The sequence below is a fragment of the Eubacterium limosum genome, assembly GCF_000807675.2.
In the GTDB taxonomy this organism is placed as follows: Bacteria; Bacillota; Clostridia; order Eubacteriales; family Eubacteriaceae; genus Eubacterium; species Eubacterium limosum.
In genome coordinates, this window is sequence record NZ_CP019962.1 from 4,367,487 (window position 1) to 4,393,119 (window position 25,633).

35 protein-coding genes and 1 riboswitch are annotated in these 25,633 nt (G+C 48.2%); of the genes, 7 read left to right on the top strand and 28 right to left on the bottom strand.

The features are described 5' to 3' along the window. Positions 1-9 precede the first annotated feature (9 nt). From B2M23_RS20495 to B2M23_RS20530, 8 genes are all read right to left on the bottom strand, one after another. Positions 10-711 (bottom strand): GntR family transcriptional regulator, encoded by a 702-nt coding sequence (locus tag B2M23_RS20495; RefSeq protein ID WP_038351231.1) that lies wholly within the window; start codon positions 709-711, stop codon positions 10-12. Further along, complete coding sequence (locus tag B2M23_RS20500; protein WP_052237094.1) at positions 708-1,424, bottom strand: GntR family transcriptional regulator; 717 nt, start codon at positions 1,422-1,424, stop codon at positions 708-710. Before B2M23_RS20500 ends, B2M23_RS20495 begins: the two co-directional genes overlap by 4 nt. Beyond that, positions 1,397-2,041, bottom strand: a complete 645-nt coding sequence (locus B2M23_RS20505; RefSeq protein ID WP_038351724.1) for a cobalamin B12-binding domain-containing protein — start codon at positions 2,039-2,041, stop codon at positions 1,397-1,399. The genes B2M23_RS20500 and B2M23_RS20505 overlap by 28 nt, the downstream gene beginning before the upstream one ends. A gap of 146 nt (positions 2,042-2,187) precedes the next feature. Then, positions 2,188-3,021, bottom strand: coding sequence for an energy-coupling factor ABC transporter ATP-binding protein (locus tag B2M23_RS20510; protein WP_038351230.1), 834 nt, complete (start codon positions 3,019-3,021; stop codon positions 2,188-2,190). 11 nt (positions 3,022-3,032) lie between these two features. After that, positions 3,033-3,920: a cobalt ECF transporter T component CbiQ gene (cbiQ, locus tag B2M23_RS20515; RefSeq protein ID WP_081571323.1), complete on the bottom strand. Its 888-nt coding sequence runs from the start codon at positions 3,918-3,920 to the stop codon at positions 3,033-3,035. 81 nt (positions 3,921-4,001) lie between these two features. Continuing rightward, complete coding sequence (locus B2M23_RS20520; RefSeq protein ID WP_013381137.1) at positions 4,002-4,322, bottom strand: energy-coupling factor ABC transporter substrate-binding protein; 321 nt, start codon at positions 4,320-4,322, stop codon at positions 4,002-4,004. Position 4,323: 1 nt separating this feature from the next. Further along, positions 4,324-5,076, bottom strand: a complete 753-nt coding sequence (locus tag B2M23_RS20525) for an energy-coupling factor ABC transporter permease (protein ID WP_013381138.1) — start codon at positions 5,074-5,076, stop codon at positions 4,324-4,326. Positions 5,077-5,225: 149 nt separating this feature from the next. Next, positions 5,226-5,349, bottom strand: a riboswitch (cobalamin riboswitch). Positions 5,350-5,496: 147 nt separating this feature from the next. Further along, a complete protein-coding gene (locus B2M23_RS20530) occupies positions 5,497-6,207 on the bottom strand; it encodes a TetR/AcrR family transcriptional regulator (RefSeq protein WP_038351229.1) in 711 nt (236 codons plus the stop codon). 162 nt (positions 6,208-6,369) lie between these two features. On the opposite strand from B2M23_RS20530, the gene B2M23_RS20535 reads away from it, so the two are divergent. Genes B2M23_RS20535 through B2M23_RS20540 form a run of 3 tightly spaced genes read left to right on the top strand, consistent with a single transcriptional unit; the run spans position 6,370 to position 8,219 of the window. Continuing rightward, positions 6,370-7,527, top strand: coding sequence for a uroporphyrinogen decarboxylase/cobalamine-independent methonine synthase family protein (locus B2M23_RS20535; RefSeq protein WP_038351228.1), 1,158 nt, complete (start codon positions 6,370-6,372; stop codon positions 7,525-7,527). Positions 7,528-7,535: 8 nt separating this feature from the next. Further along, positions 7,536-7,670: a hypothetical protein gene (locus B2M23_RS21710; RefSeq protein WP_013381141.1), complete on the top strand. Its 135-nt coding sequence runs from the start codon at positions 7,536-7,538 to the stop codon at positions 7,668-7,670. 6 nt (positions 7,671-7,676) lie between these two features. Further along, positions 7,677-8,219 (top strand): DUF1097 family protein, encoded by a 543-nt coding sequence (locus tag B2M23_RS20540; RefSeq protein WP_038351227.1) that lies wholly within the window; start codon positions 7,677-7,679, stop codon positions 8,217-8,219. A gap of 43 nt (positions 8,220-8,262) precedes the next feature. Here the strand turns inward: B2M23_RS20540 and gloA are convergent, their stop codons facing one another. From gloA to B2M23_RS20575, 7 genes are read right to left on the bottom strand one after another with little or no spacing between them, the layout of a single operon-like run. Then, positions 8,263-8,649 (bottom strand): lactoylglutathione lyase, encoded by a 387-nt coding sequence (gene gloA / locus B2M23_RS20545; protein WP_013381142.1) that lies wholly within the window; start codon positions 8,647-8,649, stop codon positions 8,263-8,265. Between the two features lie 14 nt (positions 8,650-8,663). Next, positions 8,664-9,410: a DNA repair protein RecO gene (recO, locus tag B2M23_RS20550; RefSeq protein ID WP_038351226.1), complete on the bottom strand. Its 747-nt coding sequence runs from the start codon at positions 9,408-9,410 to the stop codon at positions 8,664-8,666. Between the two features lie 3 nt (positions 9,411-9,413). Further along, positions 9,414-10,328 carry a GTPase Era gene (gene era, locus B2M23_RS20555; protein WP_038351225.1) on the bottom strand — a complete coding sequence of 305 codons (915 nt, stop codon included), beginning with the start codon at positions 10,326-10,328 and terminating at the stop codon, positions 9,414-9,416. 21 nt (positions 10,329-10,349) lie between these two features. Continuing rightward, complete coding sequence (locus B2M23_RS20560) at positions 10,350-10,727, bottom strand: diacylglycerol kinase family protein (protein WP_038351224.1); 378 nt, start codon at positions 10,725-10,727, stop codon at positions 10,350-10,352. A gap of 28 nt (positions 10,728-10,755) precedes the next feature. Continuing rightward, positions 10,756-11,226, bottom strand: coding sequence for an rRNA maturation RNase YbeY (ybeY, locus tag B2M23_RS20565; protein WP_081571324.1), 471 nt, complete (start codon positions 11,224-11,226; stop codon positions 10,756-10,758). A 33-nt stretch (positions 11,227-11,259) separates the two neighbouring features. Then, positions 11,260-12,261: a PhoH family protein gene (locus tag B2M23_RS20570; protein WP_038351223.1), complete on the bottom strand. Its 1,002-nt coding sequence runs from the start codon at positions 12,259-12,261 to the stop codon at positions 11,260-11,262. Between the two features lie 17 nt (positions 12,262-12,278). Next, on the bottom strand, positions 12,279-12,908 hold the full coding sequence (locus tag B2M23_RS20575) for a histidine phosphatase family protein (protein WP_038351222.1): 630 nt from the start codon (positions 12,906-12,908) through the stop codon (positions 12,279-12,281). 156 nt (positions 12,909-13,064) lie between these two features. Here B2M23_RS20575 and B2M23_RS20580 point away from each other — a divergent pair, with 156 nt between their 5' ends. Both B2M23_RS20580 and B2M23_RS21380 read left to right on the top strand, forming a co-directional pair. Further along, entirely contained in the window at positions 13,065-13,970 is a 906-nt protein-coding gene (locus B2M23_RS20580) for a DMT family transporter (RefSeq protein WP_038351221.1), read from the top strand. After that, on the top strand, positions 13,954-14,298 hold the full coding sequence (locus B2M23_RS21380; protein ID WP_167617964.1) for a hypothetical protein: 345 nt from the start codon (positions 13,954-13,956) through the stop codon (positions 14,296-14,298). The genes B2M23_RS20580 and B2M23_RS21380 overlap by 17 nt, the downstream gene beginning before the upstream one ends. Here B2M23_RS21380 and B2M23_RS20585 read toward each other — a convergent pair. Further along, positions 14,243-15,019 carry a protein-ADP-ribose hydrolase gene (locus tag B2M23_RS20585; RefSeq protein WP_038351220.1) on the bottom strand — a complete coding sequence of 259 codons (777 nt, stop codon included), beginning with the start codon at positions 15,017-15,019 and terminating at the stop codon, positions 14,243-14,245. The genes B2M23_RS21380 and B2M23_RS20585 overlap by 56 nt on opposite strands. A gap of 184 nt (positions 15,020-15,203) precedes the next feature. Here B2M23_RS20585 and B2M23_RS20590 point away from each other — a divergent pair, with 184 nt between their 5' ends. After that, positions 15,204-15,539, top strand: coding sequence for a winged helix-turn-helix transcriptional regulator (locus B2M23_RS20590; RefSeq protein ID WP_038351219.1), 336 nt, complete (start codon positions 15,204-15,206; stop codon positions 15,537-15,539). 48 nt (positions 15,540-15,587) lie between these two features. On the opposite strand, the gene B2M23_RS20595 is transcribed toward B2M23_RS20590, so the two are convergent. From B2M23_RS20595 to B2M23_RS20630, 9 genes are all read right to left on the bottom strand, one after another. Further along, a complete protein-coding gene (locus B2M23_RS20595; RefSeq protein ID WP_038351218.1) occupies positions 15,588-15,845 on the bottom strand; it encodes a hypothetical protein in 258 nt (85 codons plus the stop codon). A 411-nt stretch (positions 15,846-16,256) separates the two neighbouring features. Further along, positions 16,257-17,609 carry a butyryl-CoA:acetate CoA-transferase gene (locus B2M23_RS20600; RefSeq protein WP_038351217.1) on the bottom strand — a complete coding sequence of 451 codons (1,353 nt, stop codon included), beginning with the start codon at positions 17,607-17,609 and terminating at the stop codon, positions 16,257-16,259. A 138-nt stretch (positions 17,610-17,747) separates the two neighbouring features. Further along, positions 17,748-18,668, bottom strand: a complete 921-nt coding sequence (locus B2M23_RS20605) for a hypothetical protein (protein WP_038351216.1) — start codon at positions 18,666-18,668, stop codon at positions 17,748-17,750. A gap of 113 nt (positions 18,669-18,781) precedes the next feature. Beyond that, a complete protein-coding gene (locus B2M23_RS20610) occupies positions 18,782-19,045 on the bottom strand; it encodes a hypothetical protein (protein ID WP_038351215.1) in 264 nt (87 codons plus the stop codon). 17 nt (positions 19,046-19,062) lie between these two features. Then, a complete protein-coding gene (locus B2M23_RS20615; protein WP_038351214.1) occupies positions 19,063-19,470 on the bottom strand; it encodes an SHOCT-like domain-containing protein in 408 nt (135 codons plus the stop codon). A gap of 72 nt (positions 19,471-19,542) precedes the next feature. Further along, the gene (locus B2M23_RS20620) at positions 19,543-19,917 is read right to left on the bottom strand and encodes a DUF2089 domain-containing protein (RefSeq protein WP_038351213.1); all 375 of its coding nucleotides are present in this window, start codon (positions 19,915-19,917) and stop codon (positions 19,543-19,545) included. Between the two features lie 181 nt (positions 19,918-20,098). Continuing rightward, entirely contained in the window at positions 20,099-20,224 is a 126-nt protein-coding gene (locus B2M23_RS21715; protein WP_278286440.1) for a hypothetical protein, read from the bottom strand. 10 nt (positions 20,225-20,234) lie between these two features. Next, positions 20,235-21,398 (bottom strand): uroporphyrinogen decarboxylase family protein, encoded by a 1,164-nt coding sequence (locus B2M23_RS20625; RefSeq protein ID WP_038351212.1) that lies wholly within the window; start codon positions 21,396-21,398, stop codon positions 20,235-20,237. 29 nt (positions 21,399-21,427) lie between these two features. Then, on the bottom strand, positions 21,428-22,603 hold the full coding sequence (locus tag B2M23_RS20630) for an MFS transporter (RefSeq protein ID WP_038351211.1): 1,176 nt from the start codon (positions 22,601-22,603) through the stop codon (positions 21,428-21,430). A gap of 368 nt (positions 22,604-22,971) precedes the next feature. Between B2M23_RS20630 and B2M23_RS20635 the strand changes: the two genes are divergently transcribed. Next, positions 22,972-23,622, top strand: a complete 651-nt coding sequence (locus tag B2M23_RS20635) for a TetR/AcrR family transcriptional regulator (RefSeq protein ID WP_038351210.1) — start codon at positions 22,972-22,974, stop codon at positions 23,620-23,622. An 81-nt stretch (positions 23,623-23,703) separates the two neighbouring features. On the opposite strand, the gene B2M23_RS20640 is transcribed toward B2M23_RS20635, so the two are convergent. The 3 genes from B2M23_RS20640 to B2M23_RS20650 all read right to left on the bottom strand — a co-directional run bounded on the left by B2M23_RS20640 (position 23,704) and on the right by B2M23_RS20650 (position 25,633). Further along, positions 23,704-24,240 carry a hypothetical protein gene (locus B2M23_RS20640; RefSeq protein WP_038351209.1) on the bottom strand — a complete coding sequence of 179 codons (537 nt, stop codon included), beginning with the start codon at positions 24,238-24,240 and terminating at the stop codon, positions 23,704-23,706. A gap of 90 nt (positions 24,241-24,330) precedes the next feature. Then, positions 24,331-24,789: a hypothetical protein gene (locus B2M23_RS21000; RefSeq protein ID WP_146209125.1), complete on the bottom strand. Its 459-nt coding sequence runs from the start codon at positions 24,787-24,789 to the stop codon at positions 24,331-24,333. Next, entirely contained in the window at positions 24,764-25,633 is an 870-nt protein-coding gene (locus B2M23_RS20650; protein ID WP_038351207.1) for a class II fructose-bisphosphate aldolase, read from the bottom strand. Before B2M23_RS20650 ends, B2M23_RS21000 begins: the two co-directional genes overlap by 26 nt.

Sequence of the window (25,633 nt, forward strand, 5' to 3'; positions counted from 1 at the left end):
TACAATTTTTTACGAAATCCGGAAATCAATATCGTCACAGCTGGCAAAACTCACAGAGATACCCGCAAACCGGTTCTGCTTCGTGTAATACTCGATGAGAATGCGGAACATACTATCCTCCTCCTCCAGATAGAGCTTATCCTTTACCGTCTCACAGTGGTTGTCGACGGACAGATAAAATTTTTTATTGATGTCATAATTGTTAATAACGCCAATGCCGTCACTGATCCAGCGCTCCTCATTGAAGGAATGGATATTGAGCCGTGGATTGTGCAGGATGAAAATCAGCTCATACATAACAGGCAGCTGTCCAAAGCAGTGCATGCGGGCGATCTTAATACACTTGGCGCGACGGTTTGGCCGCACCTTGGTGTACTGCTTCATCTCCTCGAGATCGACCGAATCGACCGAGAGGACTTTTACCTCCGTTGGCTCATGCTTCATGGAGGTTTTCTGGTTATAGCGCAGGGCATATACCTCATTCTTGATTTCATTTACAAAATTACCGACTCTTGGCTTAGAGTGGACATAGCCGTTTTGCCGCAGCAGCTCAATGCTCTTACGGACTGTTATATTGCTTACGTTATAGAGCTCACACAGCTCACTGAAGGAGGGCAGCTTTTCCCCGGGCCGAAACGTTTTATCCAGAATCTTATCCTTCAAATCCTCGTAGACAACCTGATAGGTTGTAAACAGTTGTTCATTGCTCATACGCTAAAAACTCCTTTGATACAGCTTTCATCCGCATTCAGATACAGTCGGTCGAGGCCGGTGGGGGTTCCCCGGTCATCATAAATTTTGCGTTCCACCAAAAGTACCGAGTCTGTATTTTTACTGTCAATGCCCATTTTTTCCTTCAGCCATGCCTCAGGGATAATACCGTTAACGATAATCTCCTCCCTGAAATCTGTCTGAGAGCCCTTGATCATATCCTTCAGACCCGTGTAGGTCAAATCCTTCTCATCAATGGGCAGACCTCTGAAATAAGGGATAAAGCGCCTGTCATACCCAATGATTACCTCGTTCTTAAAAATATGCCAGTCCATGAAGACAATCTTGCTCTCCCTTGAAACCTTAAGCTCGTAAACCAGGTCAATATCGGGCTTGATCATTTTAGCCTTGATCAGCTCCACCCGGTCATACCCGCCGTTGAGAATGCTGTTAATGTCCATATCAATCCGGTACAGATCAGTGGACACACCCTTGACAAAGGAGCCCTTTCCCGCCTTCGTATAGATATAGCCCTCATTCTCCAGCAGATTAAGCGTGTTTCTGACGGTCAGTCGGCTCGCACCATACTTCTCACCCAGCTTTTTTTCTGATGGGAGCATTTCATTCTGGGCATAGATCCCACCCAGTATTTTTAAGCGGATATCGTCAGCAATCTGCTGATATTTTACCGATTGGCTCTTTCTTCCATCCATCGTTGACACAGCTTTACACCATCCAAAATATTATTTGCGTAACCATCTGCCCCGCAGCATCGGACAATCTCATCATCAATGAAGCTGCCCCCGAGAATAATCTTCAAATTCTGTCTCAGCCCCTCGCCTGTAATAACGTCGATGGTCCGCTTAATGTAGTCCACAGCGCTGGTCAAGACTACGCTGATTCCCAAAATATCCGGCTGATACTTGATGATATTTTTTATAAAAATATCAGAGGAGACATCTACACCCAGGTCAATGACCTTGAAGCCTGAGATAATCGCGCCGCTTTTGAAAATCGACTTGCCGATGTCATGAATATCCGACTCTATGGTCCCCAAGAGAATCAGGCCAGAGCTGTTGGTCTGCTCGATCTGATCATAAAGATGCATCTCTTTGGAGTTAATGATCTGCTCATAGAGAATGCCCGACATCATCAGGTCTGAGAGCGTCGCCTCCCCTGTCTCAAAGCCTTTCCCGATTTCGCCGAGCGCAAAATTGACTGCCTCGATAATTTCATAGGGCTTTATGCCGCTTCGCAGCGCCCGTTTGGTCAATTTATTGACAAGCTCCTCGTCAAGCTCTACAAAAGCAGTAATTAATTGTTCAATCATTTCCGCCTCACTGGTATTGTAATCTTTTTTAGTATAACATAGCATACTCATAAAAAACAACCGCGGCAGGCTAAATTGATGACAAAAAAGAACCAGCATATTCAGGGCTGGTTCTTCTATAAATTTGAGGCTCTGTCTGCTGCCTGCTAGGCACCCAGCAGGTGTTTAAACGCTGTCACATCCTTCGGATAGGCCTGGTCGTCCGGGAGCATCCCCTTTGCCACCATGGCATTGTAAACCTCCAGCATCATGGGCTTTTTCAGATTCGCCCGTCTTAGGATCTCCGCATCGTTAAAAATTTCAACTGGTGGGGCGTCGGCGATGATCTGTCCGTCGCAAAAAACAAGGGCACGCTCTGCCCAGCGGTAGGCAAAATCGACGTCGTGAGTGGAGATCAGCATGGTTTTTTCCTGAGCAGCCAGCTTCTCAAGCACCTCCTCCAGCATTTCCGCATTCAGCGGGTCCAGGGCCGCAGTGGGCTCATCAAAAACAATGACCTCGGAGTGCATGGCAATGATGTCGGCAATGGTGATCCGCTTTTTTTCTCCACCGCTCAGATAATGGGGAGGCCGGTCCTTAAAATCCGTAATGTTCATATATTCCAGAGCTTCGTCGACCCGGCGGACAACCTCTTCTCTGGGAAGCTTGAGATTCATAGGGCCAAAGGAGACCTCCCCCATGACTGTGGAGGCAATGATCTGGTTGTCCGCGTCCTGAAAAACAATCCCGATAGACTTCCGCAGCGTATTCAGATCCTTTTTATCCCGGGTTAGCTTCTGACCTTTAAAATAAATTTCGCCGCTGTCCGGTGTGAGCACGCCGTTAAGGTTCAAGAAAAAGGTCGACTTTCCAGCCCCGTTAGAGCCGATAACCGCAATACGCTCTCCCTTCCCGATGGTAACATCAATGCCGCGAAGCGCCGGCTTGTCGCTGGTGTATGCGTACTTGAGATTTTTTATTTCAATGATTGTTTCTTTCATGTTGCCTTCTCCTAGAATTTTAAAATCCAAACAGCCACCAGCAGCAGGACCACCAGCGCCGCAGCCATTACCTGTTCCCTGTGAAGGGGCTTCTCAGCCTCTAAAAACAGCAGATCGCCATCGTAGCACCTTGCCTCCATGGCGTCATAGTACTGGCTGGCACGCTTCATTGAAACCACAAAGAGATTGCTCATGGAGTGGCCGAAGGAATAAACCGCTGTCTTAAAATCGCAGTAGCCCAGCCGAGACTCCGCCGAGTTTTTCATTTTGGCCTGAGTGTCCATCAGAATAAAAATATACCGGTAGATCATGTTCATCAGCTCAATAACAAGCTTGGGAACGTGCACGCGGCGCAAAACCCCGAAAACCTCAGTGGACGGGGTAGACAGAGACATCATATACATGGCGCTGACTGCGCCAAAGGCCTTACCCCATAAATACAGCGTCGTCATGAGGCTGTCGTGGGAAATATAGATATAAAAGAAGTGGCAGTTGAGGGACCAGAGTCCCAGAGGCTCGTTTGAAAAATTGAAGAGGATGGCTATACTCCCAAGTATGAGAAACGCCACCGGCACTCTCAGAAAGCTCAGGTAATCCCTGAAGTGCACGCCTCCCATAACCACTGTAATAAAGGCTGTGATCAAAATAACCAGAGCCGACACATAAAGGTTATTGGCAATGACACAAATGAGCAGAAGCAGCAGGGAGAACCCTACCTTAAAGCTGGGATTCCAGCCGTTGATCTTTGAATTGTAGGCGAGCACATCAATGGAAAAAACCGCCCCGCCGTGGGAATGGCCATGATGCCCGCCGTGTCTGTGGGCGCACTCCCGGTGGCGCAGCCAGTATACCAGGCCACACACACACAGAACTGCAAGTGCTACTAAAAATACCTTCACGAACAAGCTCCTTTACTCTAAGGAATTTTTTTACGCTTAATCATAAAAAGAGGGCAGGTTGCCCTACCCCCGGAAATGCGGTTACAGCTCTGAATCTTCTTTGCCGAGCTTTTTGCGCTCTACCAGACGGCCCATGAAAAAGGCCAGAATGCCAACGCCGATACCGGTCTGGAGACAGAAGATCAGTGATTCAACCTCACCTGGCAGTTCACCGTTGATCAGTGTTTCGAGCACTGGTGTAAACCAAGGCTCATATTCGCCGCCCTGAATTTCTTCGATCATGGTGCTTCCTGCATCATCGGAGCCGCCGAACTCAGCGCCCTGAAGGGCAAAGAGCGGAACAACCACCAAAAGTGCGACGATTACCAGCAGAACAATGACTAATTTTTTATTTTTGCTCATCTTACGCTTCCTCCGCTGCTAAAAATCCAATTGATTTTAACTCTGGGCTCGCATAGGTTTCCAGAGCAATGACAATAATAACCGTTAAAATCCCTTCAATAATGGCCAGCGGCAGCTGTGTAGGGGCAAACACACCCAGGAACTTAACAGCAGAAGCTGCCACGCCGCCTGTTTCTGAGGGATAGGCAAAAGCCAGCTGGATACTGGTAACACAGTAGGTAAACAAATCTCCGATGCAGGCTGCCAAAAACACCCCAATTTTGCGGTTTACCTTCATTTTCTGGCACAGCTTGTAGATCCCAAAGGATACAAAGGGGCCTGCGATGGCCATGGAGAAAGTGTTGGCGCCAAGGGTGGTGAGACCACCGTGAGCCAGAAGGATCGCCTGGAATAACAATACGATAATCCCCAGAATACTGACTGCGCTGGGTCCGAATAAAATGGCGCCCAGGCCTGTACCTGTCATATGCGAACAGCTGCCCGTAACGGATGGAATCTTTAAAGAAGAGATCACGAAGATAAATGCGCCCGCCATCGCAAGTAAGGTGATCGCTCTTCTGTTGCCTGTCAGAGTCTTTTTAATGGAGAAAAAGCCGGCCGCCAGAAAAGGTATACATAAGACACCCCACATAATGCAGTAGCCAACCGGTAAGTAGCCTTCCATGATGTGCATCGCGTTTGCCGCGGGCACAATGCCAAAGACCAGCGCCCATGCCCCAAGCATGGTCACAACTTGTTTTTGTCTCTTTGTCATTTTCTACCTCCTCAAACTTGTTCCCAACGTACTTTTCCATAAAAAAATCGCTCATCAAAAAAGATAAGCGATGAAAGTACGAAATGGGTGTGCCAAAGATACACACAGCCTCGTCCTTACATTCAGTTATCTCTCGTAACCAAATGCAGCTTAAAATCCTATGGTCAGCAATCTGACTTGACTTTCGTCTTACAGCGGCGGGACCGTTTGGGATTTTCACCCAATTGTGCTCAAACCATCGTGAGGCCGATGGACAACCACAGGACAATAATAACAATGCCGAATTTACATTTATTATATGCTTGCAAGCCTGTTTTGTCAATACCTCTGTTGCATTTATTTGAAAGCCATCAGCACCTCTTATACCCGTACCCCTTATGGGTATACTTTGGCGCAACTAACTTTATTACTTATCTCTTACTAAAGTTTCGTGTCTGCCTGTACCGACAAACTGATCTCAAATACAGGGGTGATCTCAAAAGTAAAACGGCCGACAACCTGCCTTGACCTTTCGATATTTTCACGGATATAGTCCGCATCGGTGAAAAGAAAGCTGTAATAGTCAAAAAAGAACCAGTCGACAGCATCCTGGAGCTCCAGATCAATCTGCTTTTCAAGCACATCTCTGAAAACCTGAATCTCCATTCCAACCGTCAGAGATTTCAGATACTCAAAATACCTGCGTTCCTTCAGCCTTGGGTTAATACCCGCGTATGCCTCGCTTTCAAGCTCAAGGTTAAAAAAATAGTCCCGCAGATCAAGCATGCTTCTTGCGAACAGCGGCAGTTTTGAGACCTCCGCGTAAAACCGCATGACAGAGGTATCTGTAAACAGCGCCTTAAAATACGCCCGATAGCCAATCATATCCAACAGCAGCCCCCGGGGCAGACTGCCCAGCTCAGCCGTCTGCTCATCCACACAGAAAACAACATCGTTGCAAAAGTCCTTATAAATCTGGACCGCCAGGTTCTCCTTCGCCCCAAAATAATAGTTTAAAAGGCCCTGCTTTGTTCTGGCATCGGTAATGATATCCTTGACCGTTGTCTTATCATAGCCCTTCTGGTAAAAAATCTTTTTGGCGCTCCGGTAAAGGCTCTCCTTTGTCTCGAGACCATTTTTATAGTTTGCCATGGCTCCTCCACGTTTTTTATTTTATTATAGCACCCGCCGTAAAAAAAATAAAGAAATGAATTTTGAACGTTGACAAATTTTAGAAAAGGGTGTATATTGAACGTATTCAAAATATGTGCACATTTTGTTTAAATCTGTAAAAAATAAGGGAGAAAAAATAAAATGGAAAACGCTCAGGCAAAGCTCGATAATTTTATGCGCGGCGTTCGCGGCGAAAAAATGGACTATGTTCCCATTATGATGGACTTTGAGCCCACCTATATCTGTGAATATACAAAACGGGACTGTATTCGTTCCTTCTGGGATTACGACGGCTTCATCAAAGGCTATGATCAGGTTATGAAGGACTTCGACATCGACCTGACCCAAAGTGTGGTCTTTATGCCGCCTCAGAAAAATGCCCTGCTGGGTTCAAAGGTTTGGATTCAAAACCGTGTCAACGGCTATATGCAGCATCCGGAGGTAACCTCACTGCTTCCAGAGGAATACCCCGAACTCATCGAAGACCCCATCCACTGCATTGCATCCCGCGTGCTGCCCAGGATGTACACCGAACTGGGGCGTGAAGCCCCCTACTGTACCATGGCTTTTGCCAAAGCGCTTCTCTATGAAAAGAATCAGGTACACCATTTCTATGATCAGATTTTTGAAAAAACCATGGCTAATGGCGCTCTGCTCTACTATGGCACCATGTTCTATGCCCCCTTCGACCTTCTGGCCGACCATCTGCGGGGCATCACCCAGATTTCCATGGACCTGCGGCGCAGAAAAGACGACGTCGAAGCCGCCTGCGACGCGCTGCTAAACGTCATGGCCCGCTATGTCGAAACCACCAGTATGGCGGATGAAAGCGGCTTCCCGCTAGCCTGCACCTGGTCACATTTGCCGCCAATGATTAACCAGAAGCAGTTTGAACGCTTTTACTGGCCTACCTTCAAAAAGCTGTGCGAAATGCTGACCGACAAGGGCGTTACCCTTTATATAAACTTCCAGGGCGACTACCGCGACGGCCGCTTCTTCGATTTTTATCAGGAGCTGCCCAAGGATAAAATTGTCATTGCAGTGGAATACCAGGATTTTGAACAGGCGACGGCCACCCTTGGTCAGGACCACATGCTCAGCTGCTCCTATCCGCTGAACTACTTTTCAGATTACTCCACCGAGGCGTGTATTGACAAAGCCCGCGAGCTCATGGATATCGGCATGGAAAATGGCCGCTTTTACTTTGGGCTGAACAAATCCGCTCTGGATTTTCATGACGCCGACCCGGATAAGCTGAAGGCTGTATTGAATTTCGTCCGCGAGTACGGACAGTATTGAGGTGAAACATGAAAGATCAATTAACACAGTTGGACAGAGAAATTGTTGAGAGCTACCCCGAAGAATACCGCCCCATGATTGAAAGCAATCTTGAGGTAACAGAGACTGAGCTGGAAATGTTTATTCTCAGCCTGATCATGTAAGGCACCATGGAAACAAAAGTTTACTGGTGGATTAACGGCACAGCACTCGGTCTTTTTGTGGCAACGGCTTTTGTAATCATCACCCATTCGCCGTTTTCCGGCCTTCTGGCCATGTTTTTCATCGGATTGGGTTTGACCTTCGCCAAAGGCGCAAAGCCCGAAAAAACGCCAAATTACCTCTTCTCGGCCCTATCCGGCATTTTGTGGGCGCTGGTTTATTTCTGGATGGATGGAGCACTCAAAGCGCTTGGCCTGGGCCCGGACCTTTCGCTCTGGATCGGCATGTTTGTTTTTTCAGTGGTAACCGTCGTGGTGCATTTTATCCCGCTGAAAAACACCTGGTTTAATGAGCTGCCCCACGCTTATGGCGCCATCACCTCGGTATTTATCATGGGGACCAGACAGATCCCCGGCATTATCTGCGTCATGCTGTCCGGCATCCTGACCGCCGTGGTCTGCGGCGTGATCAGCACTCGGCTGACAAAGAAGATCATGGACTATAAAAAAACCGCGCCCCGGGAAGTCGGGTCAGGCGGCGAACCGCAATAAAAGAAGCCCCCGGTACCCGGGGGCTTCTTACTGTACGCTGTACTTATTTCAGGCGGATAATTTCAATTTTATACCCATCTGGGTCCTTGATGAAATAGTAGCTTTTAACGCCGTTATCCAGGCCGCTGAGGTCAGTAACGTCATAGCCCTTGGCTTTGTGTTCTTCATGGCTGGCTTCCAGGTCTTCGACCTCTACCGCCAGGTGTCCATAGCCATCGCCAATGACATAAGGCTTTTCAGGGTCGTAGTTGTAGGTGAGCTCCAGGGTGAAATCGGTCTGGCCGTCACCCAGGTATACCAGGGTAAACTTGCCTTCCGGCTTGTCCTTTCTGCGGACTTCCTTAAAGCCCAGTGCATCCTGATAGAATGCCAGTGATTTTTCAAGATCCATTACACGGATCATGGTATGTGCCATACGGTATTTTCCCATAATGTTGTTCCTCCTTATAAATTTAAGTCCCGGTAGAAGTCATAGGTTTTGAGGTTTTTCGCCAGCTGGTAGGAAATATAATGGTTCATTATATCCATGATGCGCCGCACCAGCGTTTTGTCAAACGCCCGCTGCCGGATCGCCTTGATGGGGGTGACGAGGAGATAAACCATCTCCGTAAGCACCTCCGGGGTAAGCCGGTAGCTGTAGCCTTCTGTCCGATGACAATTTTCGCATAAAACGCCGTTATTTTCAATACTGAAATGTGTTAAATGTTCGGTGCTGCCGCAGAGCGCGCAGGTGTCAAAGACCGGCCGTATGCCGTGCACCTCTGTCAGCTTGAGCTGAAGAGCTGCTACCAGTGCCTCATTGCTCTGGCTCTTATCCTCCGAAATATAAAACAGGATAAAATTTACCAGCCGCAGTACGGCCTTATTCCCCTGGTAGTAATCATAAAAGGCATCAAGCAGCTCCAAAACATAGGAAGCCAGAGACATCTTCATCAGATCATTGCGCAGCGGATAAAAAGACTGTATAAGACTGGCCTGATTGATGTTGGCAAAATTTTTGCCGGGATAATAGACAAACTCGCTGTAGGCAAAGAGCTGGGTCGCTGCCACCAGCGGGCTGCGGTTCCGCCTTACCCCCTTGGCGATGGCCTTGATCTTTCCCTCCTCCTCAGTGAAAAGGGTGATGATCTTGTCCTGCTCCTGAAAGGGCTGCTCGCGGATCACGATGCCCTTCGTCTTTACCAGTGCCATGGGTTACTCGGTATATCCCAGATCCTTGAGGTCATAGGTTTTCTCGCGCCAGTCTGCCCTTACCTTGACCCAGAGCTGAAGGTTAACCGGTGTTTTCAGAAAAAATTCAATATCCTTTCTGGCGTATGTTCCGATCTTTTTGAGCATGGAGCCCTGCTTTCCGATCAGAATACCCTTGTGGGTCTTGCGCTCACAGAAAATGGTGGCGTCGATGTCGATGATGTTCTTATCCTCACGCGCCTTCATTTTTGTGACCTCAACCGCCACGCCGTGGGGCACCTCATCCTTAAGCAGGTGCAAAACCTTTTCGCGGATCAGCTCGCCCACGATAAAGCGCTCGGACTGATCCACCACCATATCCGGCGGAAAGTACATGGGGCCCGGCTCCAGATGCTTTTTAATGGCTGCCATAAGCTCCTGTACCCCATCACCATTCCAGGCCGAAATAGGGATAATACTGTCCAGAAAGGTGTAATCCTGATAAGCCGCGATGGTCTTAAGCAGTTCCTCCTTAGGCACCGTGTCGATCTTGTTGATGATCAGGATCACCGGTGTCCGGCTGCCTGCGAGCTTATCCAGAATGTACTGGTCACCCGGGCCAATCCTGTCCTCAGGCTCGACGAGAAAGAGCACCACGTCCACGTCGGAGATAGTGTCCTCGGCGGACTTGAGCATAAAGGTCCCCAGCTTGTTCTTTGGCTTGTGCATACCCGGCGTATCGATAAAGACCATCTGGCTGTCCGCGTCGGTGTGGATACAGCGGATAGCGTTTCTGGTGGTCTGGGGCTTGTTGGCCGTGATGACCAGCTTTTCACCCATGATGCTGTTAAGCAGCGTGGATTTGCCCACATTGGGACGGCCGATGATGCTGATAAAGCCTGATTTAAATGGTTGTTCTGTATTTTTTGTTTCCTGCATAAATTTTCCTTTACTATTGTTTTACTTAAAGATAAACGGTGCGATCATATCCCAGATTTTTGGCAGAAAAATGATCAGCCCCACCACCACAGACACAATGGCCATGAGCAGCACCGCGCCGGCCGCCGTATCCTTGGAAACCTTGGCCAGATGATGGTATTCCTCGGTGTAGAGGTCCACCAGGGTTTCGACAGCAGTGTTGACCACCTCTAAAATAAGCACAAAGCCGATGACAATGATAATGGCCAGCCATTCGGCCTCCGATATTTTGAAAAAGAAGCCGGCCAAAATGGCAAACAGGCCGATCACACTGTGTATCTTCATGTTGGGCTGCGTCTTTAATACATATTTAATACCCTCAAATGCGTACCCAAAACTGCTTGTTAAACGTCGGCGCATTTTCCTCTCCCCCTTAACTGAAAAATGGTCAGTCGTCGCCCATAATGGCCTTTTCCCGGGCGCGCATCACTCTTTTTTCGTCCTCTTCCATGTGGTCGTAGCCCAGCAGGTGCAGCACGCTGTGCACACTCAGGTAGCAGATCTCCCGCTCCAGGCTGTGCCCGTACTCCTCTGCCTGCTCCGCTGCCCGCTTGGTTGAGATCACGATGTCCCCCAGCATAACCGGGATCCCTGTCTCATAGGTGAGCATATCCTCATCCTCAGGGAACTCCAGCATGGGAAAGGACAGTACGTCGGTTTCCTTATCGATGTTTCGGTACTCAGCGTTGAGCTCCTGGATTTCCTCAGGTATCACCAGCGAAAAGCTGATCTCGCAGGGCACCAGAACATTCTCCTGCTGAAGCGTAATTAAAATGTATTCCTCAACCTTTTCATAGACCGACATGTCAAGCTCGACCCCGCTCCGGTTGTCAATTTCCAAATCCAGTTCTAATGGCAATTTTTCTCTCCTCCTTTTTAAGGCCTGACCGTTTTAATCTGGCTGTTCCGCCAGTTCAAGCTCCAGTTTCTTTTCTCTCGCCTTATCATTCCGGTCATAGGCCTCGATGATGCGCTGAACCAGACGGTGGCGCACCACATCGTCCTGTGAGAACTCGATAAAGGCAATGTCAGGAATGCCGCGCAGAATCCTGCGGACCTCCTTAAGGCCGGAACGCTTGCCGCCGGGCAGGTCAATCTGGGTAATATCCCCAGTCACGACGATTTTAGAGCCCTGGCCAAAACGGGTCAGGAACATTTTCATCTGCTCCGGCGTGGTGTTCTGGGCTTCATCCAGTATAATGTAGGCATTTTCGAGGGTACGTCCACGCATGTAGGCCAGCGGCGCCACCTCGATAAGCCCTTTTTCCATATTCTTTTCAAAGGCTTCGGTGCCCATGATTTCAAAAAGCGCATCGTACAGAGGGCGAAGATAAGGGTCTACCTTATCCTGCAAATCACCAGGCAGAAAGCCCAGTTTTTCACCAGCCTCCACCGCCGGACGGGTCAGGATCAGACGATCCACCTCGCCGTTTTTAAAAGCCGTGATCGCCATGGCCATGGCCAGATAGGTTTTGCCTGTACCTGCCGGGCCAATGCCAAAAACGATGTCGTTATGGCGGATGGCGTCAATATAGCGCTTCTGGCCCAGGGTTTTGCTGCGGATAGGCTTGCCCCGCATGGTATAGCAGATAATGTCATCATTCAGGGCGCTGTATTCCTTCTCCAACCCCTTTGACTGAAGTGTAAGGATATACTCGGTATTGTCCTTTGTTATGCCGCCCTGGCTTCCGATGGTGCGGATCATTTCCTCAATGACCCTTACCGCCGCCTCTACCCGCCTGCCCTCGCCGCGGATTTTGAGCGCACCGTCGCGCACCAGGACATCTACCTTCAGACGCCCCTCGATGAGCTTGATATTTTCGTCATATTTGCCGAAAACCTTAGATAGGGTCTCCGGCGATTCAATCATAATGTCCTTTGTAATTTCTTCCAAATGAACCTCCTGATATTTTACGGATTTAGTTTAATACGGTCATAATCTGGTGTGTAAAGTGCCTCCAGCATGCCAAAACCCTCTGGGCAGTCCACCACAGTAATGCTGCCGAGCTTGATATTAAAATGCCATTTTGACTGAAGCGGCAGATCCAGCAGATTAACCAGCAGACTGTGCACCGTGCCACCGTGGGCGATGATGAGCACATTTTTATCCGCGTGGGCCTCGGCATGCTCAGCCAGAAAAGCGCTCATGCGGTTGTGATAATCGGTATAGTTCTCACCCTCGGGCAGGGTAACGTGGTTGTAGTCGTCCATCCAGCGATCCCACATCTTTTTGTCCAGTGCGATGGCCTCGTCGGCAGTCAGTCCGTCAAAAATACCAAAGTTGAATTCCTTGAGACGGTCATCCGGGGTAAAAGACCTGTCCAGACGTTCTGCCACTGCCTCTCCAATTTTATATGCCCGCGAAATAGGGCTGACATAAATTTCATCAAAGGGAATTTTTGTGTTCAGAGCGACCAGCTCGTCCACCAGCATTTCCTTCATCTTAACCCCGAAGGCCGTATAATCGGATTCGGTATGGCCGTTGAGACGGTGTTCTGCGTTGCCGAAGGTTTCTACGTGTCTTACTAAAATATATTTCATTTTTCACCTGACGTGTACATAATTATTTATATCCATTATATACGATTTTACAAAATAGTAAAAGGCAGGAACCGTGAATTTTAAAATTTTACTTATACTTGTACTTTAAATGTATTTTTATTATAATAGTCCTTATATCTCAGAAAGGAGCTTTTCATGGACAAAACAAAGAAAACAGGCCTGATGGCGGATCTTGGGCTGCTGGTAGTGGCGGTTGTCTGGGGGACAGGCTTTGTAGCCTCTAAGAACGCCATTGCTGCCACCACTCCCATGATGGTGATGGCGATCCGTTTTACAGTGGCCTTTTTAATAGCATTTATTGTCTTTTTCAAGCATCTCAGAGGCATTTCGAAGGACACGCTTAAGGCCGGGTGCATTATCGGGTTCTTTCTGTTTACAGCCTTCGCGGCCCAGACCATCGGCCTGCAGTTTATACAGGCTGGTAAGCAGGCGTTCCTGACGGCCACCAATGTGGTGATGGTACCCTTTATCTTCTGGGCCGTTAAAAAGCATCGTCCCGACCGTTACAATTTTGCCGCTGCCTTTATCATGCTGCTGGGTATTACCCTGCTGACCACAGACTTCAGCACAGGCTTCAGCTTTGGCGCGGGCGATGGCCTTACCCTGCTGTGCGCCTTCCTTTTTGCCTGCCATATCGTCTCGGTAGGGGTGTTCTCAAAGGATCACGACCCCATTGCCCTGACGGTTATCCAGCTGGGCTTTACAGCGCTGGCGTCACTGTTCTATGTCATTTTCTCTGGTGAGCTGACCACAGCCATCTCGCCCTCTGGCTGGCTCAATGCCGTCTACCTGGGCCTGTTCAGTACCTTCCTGGCTTTCCTGCTTCAGACAGTAGCCCAGAAGTACACCAGTTCGACCCACGCGGCCATTCTCATGAGCCTGGAATCCGTCTTTGGCAGTATCTTCTCCATCATTCTGCTGGGCGACCGTTTTACGCTGATGATGGCCATCGGCTGTATTGTTATTTTTCTCGGTGTCATTACCGCAGAAACCAAATGGGCTTTTCTGCGGCGCGGTGCCGTGAATGACAGCCCAGAATAGACCAAAAAGAAGTCTCGAAAACCACGAGACTTCTTTTTTATTCTCAGTTCCAGATTTCGCAGTGGTCAAACTGCCGGTCTGGGTACTCGATGACCTCAGGCCCCAGGGAACGGGCCGCGGCAGCCACCTCGTCATAGGTACCCCCGGGCAGGACATGCCGGAGACTTTGGATGACGACCGGTTTTTACACAGCCATCGGCTCTACATCACCAATCTGGACCATGTGCTGACTGTGCAGCGCCAGGCGGAACGACATCCTGCTGACCTATCCATCATTTTCTCAGCAGAGACTGGTAGATTTTCAAATCCTCGTCCTTATAGACGTTAAATACAACTTTTTTCAGGCTCCTGGCGCCCTGCATAAACGCTTTTACTGTCTCCACAGCAATGGCGGCGGCTTTTTTCGGTGGGAAGTGAAACTCCCCGGTAGAGATACAGCAAAAGGCCAGGCTGCGCAGGCCCTTTTCATCAGCCAGCGCCAGACAGGCCTGGTAGCAGCGCCGCAGCAGCTCGCAGTGTTCATCTGTCAGCCCGCCACTGACAATGGGGCCGACTGTGTGGAGCACCCAGTCCGCGGGCAGGTTATAACCCGGGGTGATTTTGGCTGCTCCGGTGGGTTCTGGCGTCCCCTGCCGGATCATGAGCTCGTGGCAGACCTGACGCAGCTGGACGCCGGCGTAGGTGTGGATGGCGTTATCGATACATCTGTGGCAGGGCACAAAACAGCCCAGCAGCTGGCTGTTGGCCGCGTTCACAATGGCGTCGGCCTGAAGGGTGGTGATATCGCCCTGCCAGAGGTACAGCCCCTCCTGCACAGGCGCCAGGTCCCCGACCCGGGTAATGCCCTTACGCGCTGTCTCGGCCTGCAGGAAGGTGTCCTGGCGCGCCAGAAAGTCGGGGCCTGCGGGCATGGGCAGGCGCACGTTCATCAGTGACCGGAGCAGCCGCCACCTTTCTTCCCCTGTCTCCGGGATTTTGATATTGTTATATTCTGGCTGTTCTGCCCGCAGAGCGGTGATCAGCCAGAGCATCTGCTCGTTTCGGTTCATATTGGCTCCTTTCTTCTTTCCTGTATTGTAATGCACAGAGGACCCTTTGTGAAGCAGGCACAAAATAGTGGCCTGGTTTCCTGAAGGATACCAGGGTTGAAATTTTATCCAAAAGCTGATATACTTTTCTACGTAAGTATCATTAAGATACTAAACGATTAATCTAAGGAAAGCAGGTGAAAAAATGAACGACCGACCACTTCCAGCCTGTCCTGTCGAAACCACGCTGATGCTCATCGGCAGTAAATGGAAGGTTTTGATTTTGAGAGACCTGATGGACGGCACCCGCCGTTTCAGCGAGCTTAAAAAATCCATCGGGGTCATTACCCAGAAGGTGCTGACCTCTAACCTGAGAGATATGGAGGCCTGCGGCCTGCTCACCCGCACCGTCTATCCCGAGGTGCCCCCTAGGGTCGAATATACCCTGACCGAGACTGGCTACAGCCTGAAGCCCATTCTCGACTCCATGGTGGACTGGGGGACCGCCTATAAAAACCAGGCTGAGTCTGCCAGGCCATGAAGCAAAAAAGAGATGAGGTGCCTTTTTGGCGCTTCATCTCTTCTGCGTTTAGATTTTCTGGCAGGACTGCTTTAACCCAGGCAGCATGGCTCTCGGTTTCTTTGTATATTTTCTGTCCTTCTGTTTTTTAAAGCTGACTTCGATTTTTCCGGTTTCCTCGTTGACAACAGCGGTTTTAAATATAATGGTGACTTTGCTTTTCCTGGTTTTTTCCACATTATTCATCACTGTCATATCATGCTCAAGCCGGTCTTGAAATTCTTCCCAGGTTGCATATTCCTTCTTGATCGTATTATCCGTTTTCATTTTAAACTAAAGGCTCCTAACATTCCAACATCACGCGGGACAAATTTGACCACCTGCCGCCGCCGTACTGGCAATCGCCATACAAACGAACTTTTTTCTTTTCTGTCAATATGCGCTTTGGCTGTGTTTATTATTATAGTCGGTTAATCCTTTAAAATCAAGGAATTTCAGATAAAAGTTTCTTTTGTTAGTTATCTGTTTAACGAGGAAATATTTCTGTTCACTCCAGGCCGCTGTCTGAGCGGGCTTGCGGATACTGCATCTTTTTACATACATTAAAGCTTTCTTAAACACCGGGATCAGATTCGTCCATACCGGACACCGGCAAGGCCGCCAGAGGATGGCGCTCCCCTTCGGCACACCATCCCCATGAAAAAAGGACCAGCCGGTTTTGGCTGGTCCCTGAATGTTTTAGTTTTCCTTGTTGGTTCGTCTCCAGATGTGCATCTTTTCGGCTTCTGCGATAAGCTCGTCGCGGAAATCCGGGTGGGCGACGGAGATGATGGCGTCACATTTTTCCCAGGTGGACAGGCCCTTGAGGTTGACCTTGCCGTATTCGGTTACCAGGTAGTGGATGTTCGCGCGGGTGTCGGTAACAACGGAGCCTGGCTGCAGGGTTGGTACAATGCGGGATTTCATTTCGCCGTCTCTGGTCGTAAAGGTGGAGGAGCAGCAGATAAAGCTCTTTCCGCCGTTTGACAGGTACGCGCCCAGCACAAAGTCGAGCTGTCCGCCGGCACCGCTGATGTGCTTGATCCCGGAGGATTCTGAGCTGACCTGGCCAAAGAGGTCGACGTCAACAGCGTTGTTGATGGACATGAAATTATCAATGGCAGAGATGGAGCGGATATCGTTGGTATAATCGACCGGCGCGCTCATGCATTGCGGATTGTCGTGGATGTAATCATACAGCTTCTGGGTACCTGCGCCAAAGGCATAGGTCTGGCGGAAGCGGTCGATGTTTTTCTTGGAGCCGTTGATTTTGCCGGCTTTTGCGATATCGACAAAGGCATCGACGTACATTTCGGTATGAACGCCCAGATCCTTCAGGTCGGATTCCGCGATGAGTGACCCGACAGCGTTTGGCATTCCCCCGATACCAAGCTGGAGGCATGCGCCGTTCGGAATTTCTTCTACGATCAGCTCAGCGACTCTTTTATCAACGTCGGTTGCTGGACCGCCGGCGCCCAGCTCTGCCATGAGGGGATTCGGGCCTTCGACGATTTTGTCAACCTGAGAGATGTGGATGGCTTCTTCAAAGCCGCCAAGGCATCTCGGCATATTTTTATTGACTTCTACGATGATTGTTTTTGCGCGTTCGCACATTGCCATCATGTGTGAGGCATTGGGGCCGAAGTTGAAATAACCGTGATCATCCATCGGTGCGACCTGGAACATGGCCACGTCCACATCCTGTTTGGAATCTCTGTAGTATCTCGGCATTTCGGAGTAACGGATCGGTGTGTAGTAAGCGAAGCCCTGGGCAATGGCTTTTCTCTCAATACCGCTCATGTGCCAGGAATTCCAGGTGATATGGTCTGCCGGATTTTCAATTTTAAAAATCTCGGGCACCCACATCAGGATACCGCCGCGAATTTTAAGGTCAACCAGGTCGTTTTCGACCACATGGGCTGCCAGTGCCTTGTCCAGCTCTCTCGCTGTGGCGGAGCACCAGCCGTAATCCAGCCAGTCGCCGGATTTTACAACCTTGACCGCTTCTTCTGCCGTTACCAGTTTTTCAGCATATTCTTTAATAAAACTCATTTTTCCCTCCCATTTGGAATTGCTCTTAGTTAAACAATTGTCAATGTTTACTTATCTTTTATTATAACATACTATCCGCTGGTTTTTTAAAAAAAGCGAGAAATTACGTGGAATTTTTTGTCATTCGGGGTTTTTCGCTCATTTCTTTTTACTGCTCCTGCCGCCTTTTTTAATCCAGACCTCCGGCGCGCCCCTCAAAAAAGCCTTGAGAAGGTAGAGCCCCGAAAATACAGGCAGGGTAAGTGCCAGCGAAGTACAGGCGCTCTTGATGATTTGGGTGTTCAACTGGTCGGACAGCGTACTCAGAAGCCGGCTGAAGGCCGTATCGTCGAGCATCAGGTAGACCAGCAGGCCATAGAGCCCCAGGCAGAGCAGTCCGAAAAGCAGGTGCCGCACGTCAAAGGCTGGCCGCGGCATGCGGAACCAGGCCACAAAGCCGGCGCCAGCGGCCATGAGCAGGGTCAGCAGCGGGATTCCCAGAAAATTGTAGTACACGAGGGCTCTGCCCGTTACCCCGACTCTTTCCTCCATGCTCACAGCCGCTATGGCCCGTGTCATATAGGCCTGAATCTGGTCGTAGGCGACGACAAAGAGCAGGATCAGAATAATGGACAGAATCAGGTTCATGATTTTTTTGGAGACCGGCTCAGGGTTGGGCGCGCTGCGCAGCCCCTTATACAGGAAGACCCCGCCGAAAAGGAAAAGGCCGCTGGAAGCATTGGCGAGGGAGGCCCGCAGAGGGACGACAGCGATAAGGGTGGTGAGGGACGCGCCCAGAGCCACCATCACAATGCCAACAGTCAGGTTAAATACCGACAAATGCGCTTTACGGCGTTTAAAATCATTGGCAATGCCGCCGACCAGCCCGCCTAAGAGCACCAGATACACCCCGAACATTGCCCGGATATAGAGGGGCACTGCCACTGCGCCGCCGTTTTCTGCAAAATTCTGGCTGGCCGCATTCATATACTCGACGTAAAAGGCCTGAATGGCCGCGTACAGCAGGATAAACAAAATAGCCAGCAGGCCGCCCCGTATACGGTGAATTTCCTGTTTCATTGTTCACACCTCTTTCCAAAACAAAAAAATACTAAAGCAGCTTTTGCTTTAGTATAGCATTTTGCAATCGTTTTATCGAGGGTAAATATTTATCCTGTCCCTGTCCCCATCCGTCAGATGCGGATGGAGACATAGGTGCCGTCCTTAGCCTCGACATGGACGATTTCGAGGCCCTTATACTGCCTTAAAACAGAGACACAGTCCCGCACAATCACCTTAAAAGACTCCTTTGTGAGCAGTTCCCGGAAGGGCTCGGGAACCGATTCCCGCATTTTGACAAAGGCCACCTCCGGCACCAGATTAACGGCCAGCGAGGCCAGCCGCAGCGGAATGGGCAGCCGCAGCCTCAGGTTGCCTTCGTGTACTACAACGCGCATGGGTTCATCCTCCCGGGTCAGCCAATGTAGACTTTAACGGTTGAGCCGTCGGATGCACTCACATCCACAATGGTCCCCAGGGTTTCATTATCAATACATTCCAGAATGGCCGTGGTCAGGGCTTCCAGGTCAACTTTCTCAGAGCCTTCCCACTGGATCGGCAGCTTCCCGGTAACCTTGAGCATCTGCCGCACAATTTTAACGGGCAGCTGTACGTTCACCTTGTCCCCCTCCGGGGTGTCCACCACCACCCGCAGCATTTTGTCATCGTAACCTCCGTCTGGGGCGCTCACCGGCTCAACCCAGTTGCCCGCCGGGGCTTCCGCCGGGACTGCCTGGGTCAGCGCGTCTAACAGGCCCACTGCCTGCTCGGCGGAAATTTTGCCTTCTTCTACCATTTTTAATATTCTCATTTTTTCTTCCATTGTTATTCCTCTTTTCTGCAGCCCTGTCCGGTTCTGCGCTCTAATTTTAATGCCTGTTTTGTCTTGTCTTTGCTACTCGGTTTCCTTCATCTGTTCCAGCGCTTCCTCTGGCGTGATCTCCCCGTTTTCCAGAGCGTCCAGTATCTCCTTTTTCCGCGCTTCGGAAACCGGCGGCGGGCTCTCGGGTTTTCCGCCGAGCTTCTCGATGATCCCGTCCAGACGGGAGCGGACCGTCGGGTAGGAAATCTTCAGCCGTTTTTCCACTTCCTTGATATTGCCCCGGCAGACCAGAAAGGTCTCAGCGAAAAACAGATCCTCTGCGGAGAGATAATCGAATTTGCTCAGGCAGAAATCATTTTCGATGGCGGTATCACAATTTTCGCACTGGAGCTTAACGGCTTTAAGCCTGCCGCCGCACACAGGGCATCGGCTAATTACCTGGTACATCACATCACCTTCTCTCTTTGATATCTATAATATAAACCCAAAAATGAATATTGTCAATTATTATTTTAATAATATTAATATAATTATTTAAAAAATTAATTTCGTTGTGAAATATCTTAAAAAAATAACAGCCCGTTGAGGGCTGTTATTTTTTTCTTCTAAAACTTAGTTCCTATTTCATTTATAAACGGCATATAAGCGTCCAGATAACTTTCTTTATTATCGCCTTAGCCTGTTCCTCTGTCATGCCGTTTTTAATCATATCTTCCTGCACGTTCTGAAAAGCATCCATTAAATTATAATCCATTTTATGCCTCCTAGTATTTTCCATATTCTTTTGCAACGGTCATCGCTTCAATAAAGTTTTCTGGCTTTCCATCATTAAGATTCATCATTGAAAACTCGGTTCCATAGATAAATCCGCCACCGGGTGCAAGTTCATCAAAGGTTTTTCTGACAATATCACCCACTTCTTCTTTTGTTCGGTACATCAAATCGGAAGCCGAGAGTCCACCATGATAAATCATCTTGCCTTTAAGTTTTTCTTTGATTTCTTTTGCGTTTCCAGCCTCAAACAGGCCGATTACTTTTGCATTCGCAGGGAGGTCCTGAAGAATATCCAAATATGGCATCCAATCATTTTCCATAAAAAAATGCAGCGTATATCCACGTTTTACGCTAAATTCTTCAATATATTTTTTCAAAAATGGAAAGTATAATTTTTCAAAGTCTTTTGGCCGCATATAGGTTGGATAGTGAAGAGGGGAAAACAGCCATTTTTCATCTACGGGCAGTTTTGAATCCAAGCACATTTCCATAACAAAATCTAACAAAACTTCGGAAGCCGCATAAAGCTCATCGGGTCTTTTGCGTACATCGGCAGAAATCCCTACAAAATCTCGCAGATAGTCAAGAACGACATCAATCGGCATGTAATTTGTTGCTTTAATGATGACCGGTATCCCTAATTCTTTCTCGATTCGGGCGATCACTTCGCCATTATAAGCGTTCCAATCGTTCATATCCTTAATTGATTCTTTTATCAAATCGACATTTTTTTCCAAGCTTTGATCTAATTTGGGAAACTTTCTGGGCGCGAGCTTATTGGCAAAAAATTCTTTGGCGCCCTTTGCCAGTTCAGACAGTTCTTCACCTTCCATTAGTTTCCCGTAGGAGCCTTTAATCTGAACGCCATCGTCATTGACCGTGTAAATGCCTTCGCCGTAATGTTTTCCCATCTTAAAGGGAATCGTATTTGAGATACTTCCGATTGCGTCTACTGGAACATCATCGGTAAATTTTTTAATCCCTTCGAATAAAAGATTGTTATCTTTCATAAAAGCGTCTTTAATACTGATCCCCGCATAATGAAATGCCCAGGTTTCAACAAAAGGACACAGCGGCACCCGATCTGGCACCTCATGGTTTGTCACATCTGAAAACAACTTTTTCCGGTAAGCTAATATTTCATTTGTATTCATTTTTTTACCCTTCTCTTTATACATATTTCTTATTGTTTGTTTCGTAAAAGGAATAATCCCAAAATTCCCAGAACTGGCAAGGCAATTAGTACAATCCAAACCGCACTGAAACTGCCGGTAGAGCCAAAAACAGCTCCCGCAATGGTTGGACTTAATACCGCACCAAACTGCCAGATAAAATTCGTTCCTCCGACGGCTGTTGCCGCGTATTTATCCCCGGCATAGGTAATGACCAACGAGGTAAGATTTGAATTCGGCAGGTAAGAGACAAAGCCATAGACCGCGGCTACAATGCTGAGGCCCAAAATTGTTGTCTGAACCGAAAACACAAAGGTCGTAATAATCATCAGCACAAACAACATAATCACGAAATAACGCCGGTTTAGTTTAAGCGCATCGACGACCCAGCCGCCAATAATCGTTCCAACTAATCCCGCAACGCTGTACCAGCTCATGACGGCCGCGGCCGCAGTTACATCAATACCAATTGAGCCCATATAGCGATTCGCCCATGTGGCAAAGGCCAGAACCAGCCATATATACGAAAAACCGACAAAGGCCATAATCAACACATTTTTAACTTTAAATACTGTGATGACACCGCCAAAAACAGTCTCATTTGTTATCTTCCGTGGTTCTTTCTGGATAAACAGGAATAGTAAAACCGCTAAAATAATTAATCCTGCCCCCAGCCAAAGGAAGCCTGTCCGCCAGGTCCCAATACGCAACGCAATTGGCGCAAGGGTATTGCTCAGCAATAGCCCCGCCATTGTTGCAGAAAAGAAAATTCCCATTGCCGTGCCGCGCCGTTGAACCTCAAAACTTGAAGCGATCACTCTTGAGGAACAGGCCACAATGGTGCCGGACCCCAAACCCGCCAGTAAACGAAAAACCAAACCAAGTGTATAAGAATCAATTATACTGATAAGCAGGGTAAATATGCCTGTTATCATTACTGATATGGATAAAACATACTTGACGCCTATACGGTCAGCCAGAATTCCCCCTGGTAATTGAGTGACCATATAGCCAATATAAAACATCGAAACAAACAAACCTGCCTGAGCTGCGTTAATTCCTAATTCTTCAGACGCCGATGCAATAAACGGAGACCAGATCATCCGCGCTGCAAATGATCCCATAAATGCCGCAAATAGCAGAAAAAGAATTAACCACCGAGATCCCTTTTTTGTTTCATCATTCATTACTTCTCTCCTCATTTTATAATTATAATCATTGTAGCTACAAAGAATTATCTTCATTATCAAAAATCAATTTTTACAAAATAATAAATATTAATAAATAAACTATTAATTTCTTTTAAATCACTCGTTGTAAACGAGTCAAAATAATAAATTTTATATTATTTATTATACACATACCTAGATGTTTGTCAAGATATATCTGTAAAAATAATATTTTTTATGTATTTTCTTAAGCATATTACATTTATACGCCGTTATTTTCTGAATTTTTTTGAAAAATTATTTTTTACTTAGTTTTTATTATATTTGCACATTGGAAGCATTTGTTGTATAATCTAATAAAAATCAAAATAGGCAGGATAAATCGAATGCTTAGTAATGAAAATGAGACCACCAAAAAACGTATCCTTCAGTCTGCAAAATTTAATTTCTATCATTATGGCTATAAGAAAACAACGATATCGAAAATATTTTCGGAGATTGATATTCCCATTGGCGTGTTTACCTATTATTTTAAAAAAAAAGATTTGCTCGTTCAGGAAATATATAAAGAACTTTTTGATTCTATCGACCGGCTGATCGTTCAAAATTATCCCAATTTAAAGACTTCATACTTTTTAAAACAAACAATATTGTCTAAAATTTACCATGAAATTATTTTAAGCGATGAGAAAAATGCTCAGTTTTATTATGAAGTTCTGGAAAAAAACTCGAATTACCGCGTAAATAAGGATATTACAGACCCCATTTTCAAAAAGTACATCGACGAATTTAATCTCATTCTTTCTGATGAACAATTTGAAATCATGTGTGTCCTTAACGCCGGAGCCCGCAGAGAATTTTTTATGCACTATTTTCAGCACCATTTAAACCTGTCACCTTACGAGGTTTCAGATTATGTCGAGTCTATCATTCCGCTTATGATGCGTATTGATAAAAGCATTGTCGACAGTATTCTTCTCCAATCCGCCAATATCGCAAAATCCTTAAATTACAGCAGTATTAAATTTCTTGTGTGAGCAAATCAAAAAATATTTATAAATTTTAAACACTAAAAAAGCACCCTCACGGATGCTTTTTATCATTTCTTTTCCCTGTTTCTACTTTTCGTCGTCCTGGTCGTCCTCGACGATTTCGGCTTCGACTGTTTCTACGGCTGGCGCGGCGGCCATTTCGGCTTTGGCGTCGTCGTTATTGAGCTTGGCGCCCAGGAAGTACAGGCCGGCGAGCACGATAAAGGCCAGGTCCATAAAAACGCCGCTCATGCTGGCGCCGTTGATGATATTGATCACAGCGCTGACAATGGCCAGAACGGCTACGATCCCGCCGAGAACCATTAAAAGCTTGGCTTTTCCGGTATTCTTGGCAAAAATGACGCCTAAAATCCCAACGACCAGATAGAGTATCCCCATTCCCAGCAGCATGCCGCCGCTGATCATGGCCATACGCGCGAGCTCGTCTGTGGAAACCGATGAGCCTGCCTGTGCGAGGGCGTCCTGTACAGCCGGGTCGTTTGCCACAGAGCCCATCATGCTGCTGCCAGCCATGGACAGTGCCCCGGTTAAAGCAGAAAAGGCGCCTAAAATAATAAGAATAATTGCTGTAACCTTAATAAAGGTTTTTCCGCTTGCTTTCATATTCAACCTCCTTAAACTGATTGAAAAACGCTTTGTTGAAGACAAAGAAGCCGTCTGTCAAAGAAGTGCCTCCGTCCGAGACTCTGCCTTTTATCCTGATAAGAAAAAGCATCCAAGCGCTGCGAGAAACGGCCAAGTGAAGCACTGTTTTCGCAAAACAGCCGGACATAAGTGCCATAAAGCATCAACTTCAATGGAGAATAGCCGTTTGTCATAATAATGCTCGCAGGACGGCTTTCCCTTCCTTAGGTAAAAGGCGCTGTCTCTTAAAGTCCTTTGAAACGCCAGCTCTTTGTTGCAAACAAAGAAGATTAATACTTTCTTAATTATACCTGAACACCCTTGCCCTGTAAAGTAAAGAATTCTTAAAGACGCGCGCATAAAAGCCGCCGGGCTGATCGGGGAGGATGCGCCGGCGGCTTTCACAGGGGTTATACTAACAATGATTTGATGCCAGGGGCAAAAGGTCATCTGTTTCACGCTCGCGTGAAACACGGAGAAATCCCAGGGCATCATATCTTTATCAGGCTTGTTTTGTAAAGATCCCAATGGCATGCTCGACATGGGCCTGCATTGCGATCCTGGCGGCTTCGGCCAGCTCGTCGTAACGAACCTCGGCCCGGGCCGCGTTTTCCTTTAAAAAGGCCTTGACGGCGTCGCCGCCGGCTAAGGACATATAGGTAAAGTAGTTGACCTTGGTGACGCCGTTTTTAATGGCCTCTCTGAAGTCGGCGTCGCCAACGCCGGAGCCGCCGTGCATGACCAGGGGCATGTTCACAGCCCTGCGGATTTCCGCGATGCGGTTAAAATCCAGCTTTGGCTCGGCTTCGTACACGCCGTGGGCTGTGCCGAAAGCGATGGCCAGGGCGTCGATGCCTGTAGCCTCCACAAAAGCCAGGGCTTCCCCGGGCTTGGTGTAGCAGTCCTCTGGCGTGAGGTCTGCTTCCTCTTCGGAGGGTTCTCCGCCGCCCTCTGGCCGCAGGACGCGGCCCAGCTCTGCCTCGACAGAGACATGATAATTGGCCGCGGCCTGTACCACTGCGCGGGTTCCTGCCACATTTTCATCATAGGGCAGGGCCGATCCGTCAAACATGACTGAGGTAAAGCCCATTTCCATGGCGGAGAGCAGGTAGTCAATGTCTTCGCCGTGGTCCAGATGCACACAGACGGGCACCTGGGCGGCCCTGGCCATTTCCAGCATGACGGGCCCGATGACCTTGAGGGGCGCAATGCGCTCATGGATCTGGGCGTGCTGTAAAATAACCGGCGCATCCAGCTTTTCGGCCGCGTCCAGCACCGCGCGGATACTGGCGAGATTAACGGTATTGAAGGCCCCCACCGCGTACTTTTTGGCGTAGGCGTCCTTCATGATTTCATTCAGGGTGACTAACAT

Excerpts from the sequence above, each read along its gene's own strand:
- B2M23_RS20620 (WP_038351213.1), bottom strand. The coding sequence starts at position 19,917 with ATGTACCAGGTAATTAGCCGATGCCCTGTGTGCGGCGGCAGGCTTAAA.
- B2M23_RS20530 (WP_038351229.1), bottom strand. The coding sequence starts at position 6,207 with ATGGCAAACTATAAAAATGGTCTCGAGACAAAGGAGAGCCTTTACCGG.
- B2M23_RS21715 (WP_278286440.1), bottom strand. The coding sequence starts at position 20,224 with ATGGATTATAATTTAATGGATGCTTTTCAGAACGTGCAGGAAGATATG.
- B2M23_RS20580 (WP_038351221.1), top strand. The coding sequence starts at position 13,065 with ATGGACAAAACAAAGAAAACAGGCCTGATGGCGGATCTTGGGCTGCTG.
- B2M23_RS20525 (WP_013381138.1), bottom strand. The coding sequence starts at position 5,076 with ATGACAAAGAGACAAAAACAAGTTGTGACCATGCTTGGGGCATGGGCG.
- B2M23_RS20605 (WP_038351216.1), bottom strand. The coding sequence starts at position 18,668 with ATGAAACAGGAAATTCACCGTATACGGGGCGGCCTGCTGGCTATTTTG.
- B2M23_RS20595 (WP_038351218.1), bottom strand. The coding sequence starts at position 15,845 with ATGAAAACGGATAATACGATCAAGAAGGAATATGCAACCTGGGAAGAA.
- gloA (WP_013381142.1), bottom strand. The coding sequence starts at position 8,649 with ATGGGAAAATACCGTATGGCACATACCATGATCCGTGTAATGGATCTT.
- B2M23_RS21710 (WP_013381141.1), top strand. The coding sequence starts at position 7,536 with ATGAAAGATCAATTAACACAGTTGGACAGAGAAATTGTTGAGAGCTAC.
- B2M23_RS20585 (WP_038351220.1), bottom strand. The coding sequence starts at position 15,019 with ATGAACCGAAACGAGCAGATGCTCTGGCTGATCACCGCTCTGCGGGCA.
- B2M23_RS20520 (WP_013381137.1), bottom strand. The coding sequence starts at position 4,322 with ATGAGCAAAAATAAAAAATTAGTCATTGTTCTGCTGGTAATCGTCGCA.
- B2M23_RS20495 (WP_038351231.1), bottom strand. The coding sequence starts at position 711 with ATGAGCAATGAACAACTGTTTACAACCTATCAGGTTGTCTACGAGGAT.
- B2M23_RS20635 (WP_038351210.1), top strand. The coding sequence starts at position 22,972 with ATGCTTAGTAATGAAAATGAGACCACCAAAAAACGTATCCTTCAGTCT.
- B2M23_RS20640 (WP_038351209.1), bottom strand. The coding sequence starts at position 24,240 with ATGAAAGCAAGCGGAAAAACCTTTATTAAGGTTACAGCAATTATTCTT.
- B2M23_RS20500 (WP_052237094.1), bottom strand. The coding sequence starts at position 1,424 with ATGGATGGAAGAAAGAGCCAATCGGTAAAATATCAGCAGATTGCTGAC.
- B2M23_RS20575 (WP_038351222.1), bottom strand. The coding sequence starts at position 12,908 with ATGAAATATATTTTAGTAAGACACGTAGAAACCTTCGGCAACGCAGAA.
- B2M23_RS20610 (WP_038351215.1), bottom strand. The coding sequence starts at position 19,045 with ATGCGCGTTGTAGTACACGAAGGCAACCTGAGGCTGCGGCTGCCCATT.
- B2M23_RS20560 (WP_038351224.1), bottom strand. The coding sequence starts at position 10,727 with ATGCGCCGACGTTTAACAAGCAGTTTTGGGTACGCATTTGAGGGTATT.
- B2M23_RS20650 (WP_038351207.1), bottom strand. The coding sequence starts at position 25,633 with ATGTTAGTCACCCTGAATGAAATCATGAAGGACGCCTACGCCAAAAAG.
- era (WP_038351225.1), bottom strand. The coding sequence starts at position 10,328 with ATGCAGGAAACAAAAAATACAGAACAACCATTTAAATCAGGCTTTATC.
- B2M23_RS20630 (WP_038351211.1), bottom strand. The coding sequence starts at position 22,603 with ATGAATGATGAAACAAAAAAGGGATCTCGGTGGTTAATTCTTTTTCTG.
- B2M23_RS20535 (WP_038351228.1), top strand. The coding sequence starts at position 6,370 with ATGGAAAACGCTCAGGCAAAGCTCGATAATTTTATGCGCGGCGTTCGC.
- B2M23_RS20505 (WP_038351724.1), bottom strand. The coding sequence starts at position 2,041 with ATGATTGAACAATTAATTACTGCTTTTGTAGAGCTTGACGAGGAGCTT.
- B2M23_RS20540 (WP_038351227.1), top strand. The coding sequence starts at position 7,677 with ATGGAAACAAAAGTTTACTGGTGGATTAACGGCACAGCACTCGGTCTT.
- B2M23_RS21380 (WP_167617964.1), top strand. The coding sequence starts at position 13,954 with ATGACAGCCCAGAATAGACCAAAAAGAAGTCTCGAAAACCACGAGACT.
- B2M23_RS20615 (WP_038351214.1), bottom strand. The coding sequence starts at position 19,470 with ATGGAAGAAAAAATGAGAATATTAAAAATGGTAGAAGAAGGCAAAATT.
- B2M23_RS20625 (WP_038351212.1), bottom strand. The coding sequence starts at position 21,398 with ATGAATACAAATGAAATATTAGCTTACCGGAAAAAGTTGTTTTCAGAT.
- B2M23_RS20510 (WP_038351230.1), bottom strand. The coding sequence starts at position 3,021 with ATGAAAGAAACAATCATTGAAATAAAAAATCTCAAGTACGCATACACC.
- recO (WP_038351226.1), bottom strand. The coding sequence starts at position 9,410 with ATGGCACTGGTAAAGACGAAGGGCATCGTGATCCGCGAGCAGCCCTTT.
- B2M23_RS20600 (WP_038351217.1), bottom strand. The coding sequence starts at position 17,609 with ATGAGTTTTATTAAAGAATATGCTGAAAAACTGGTAACGGCAGAAGAA.
- B2M23_RS20590 (WP_038351219.1), top strand. The coding sequence starts at position 15,204 with ATGAACGACCGACCACTTCCAGCCTGTCCTGTCGAAACCACGCTGATG.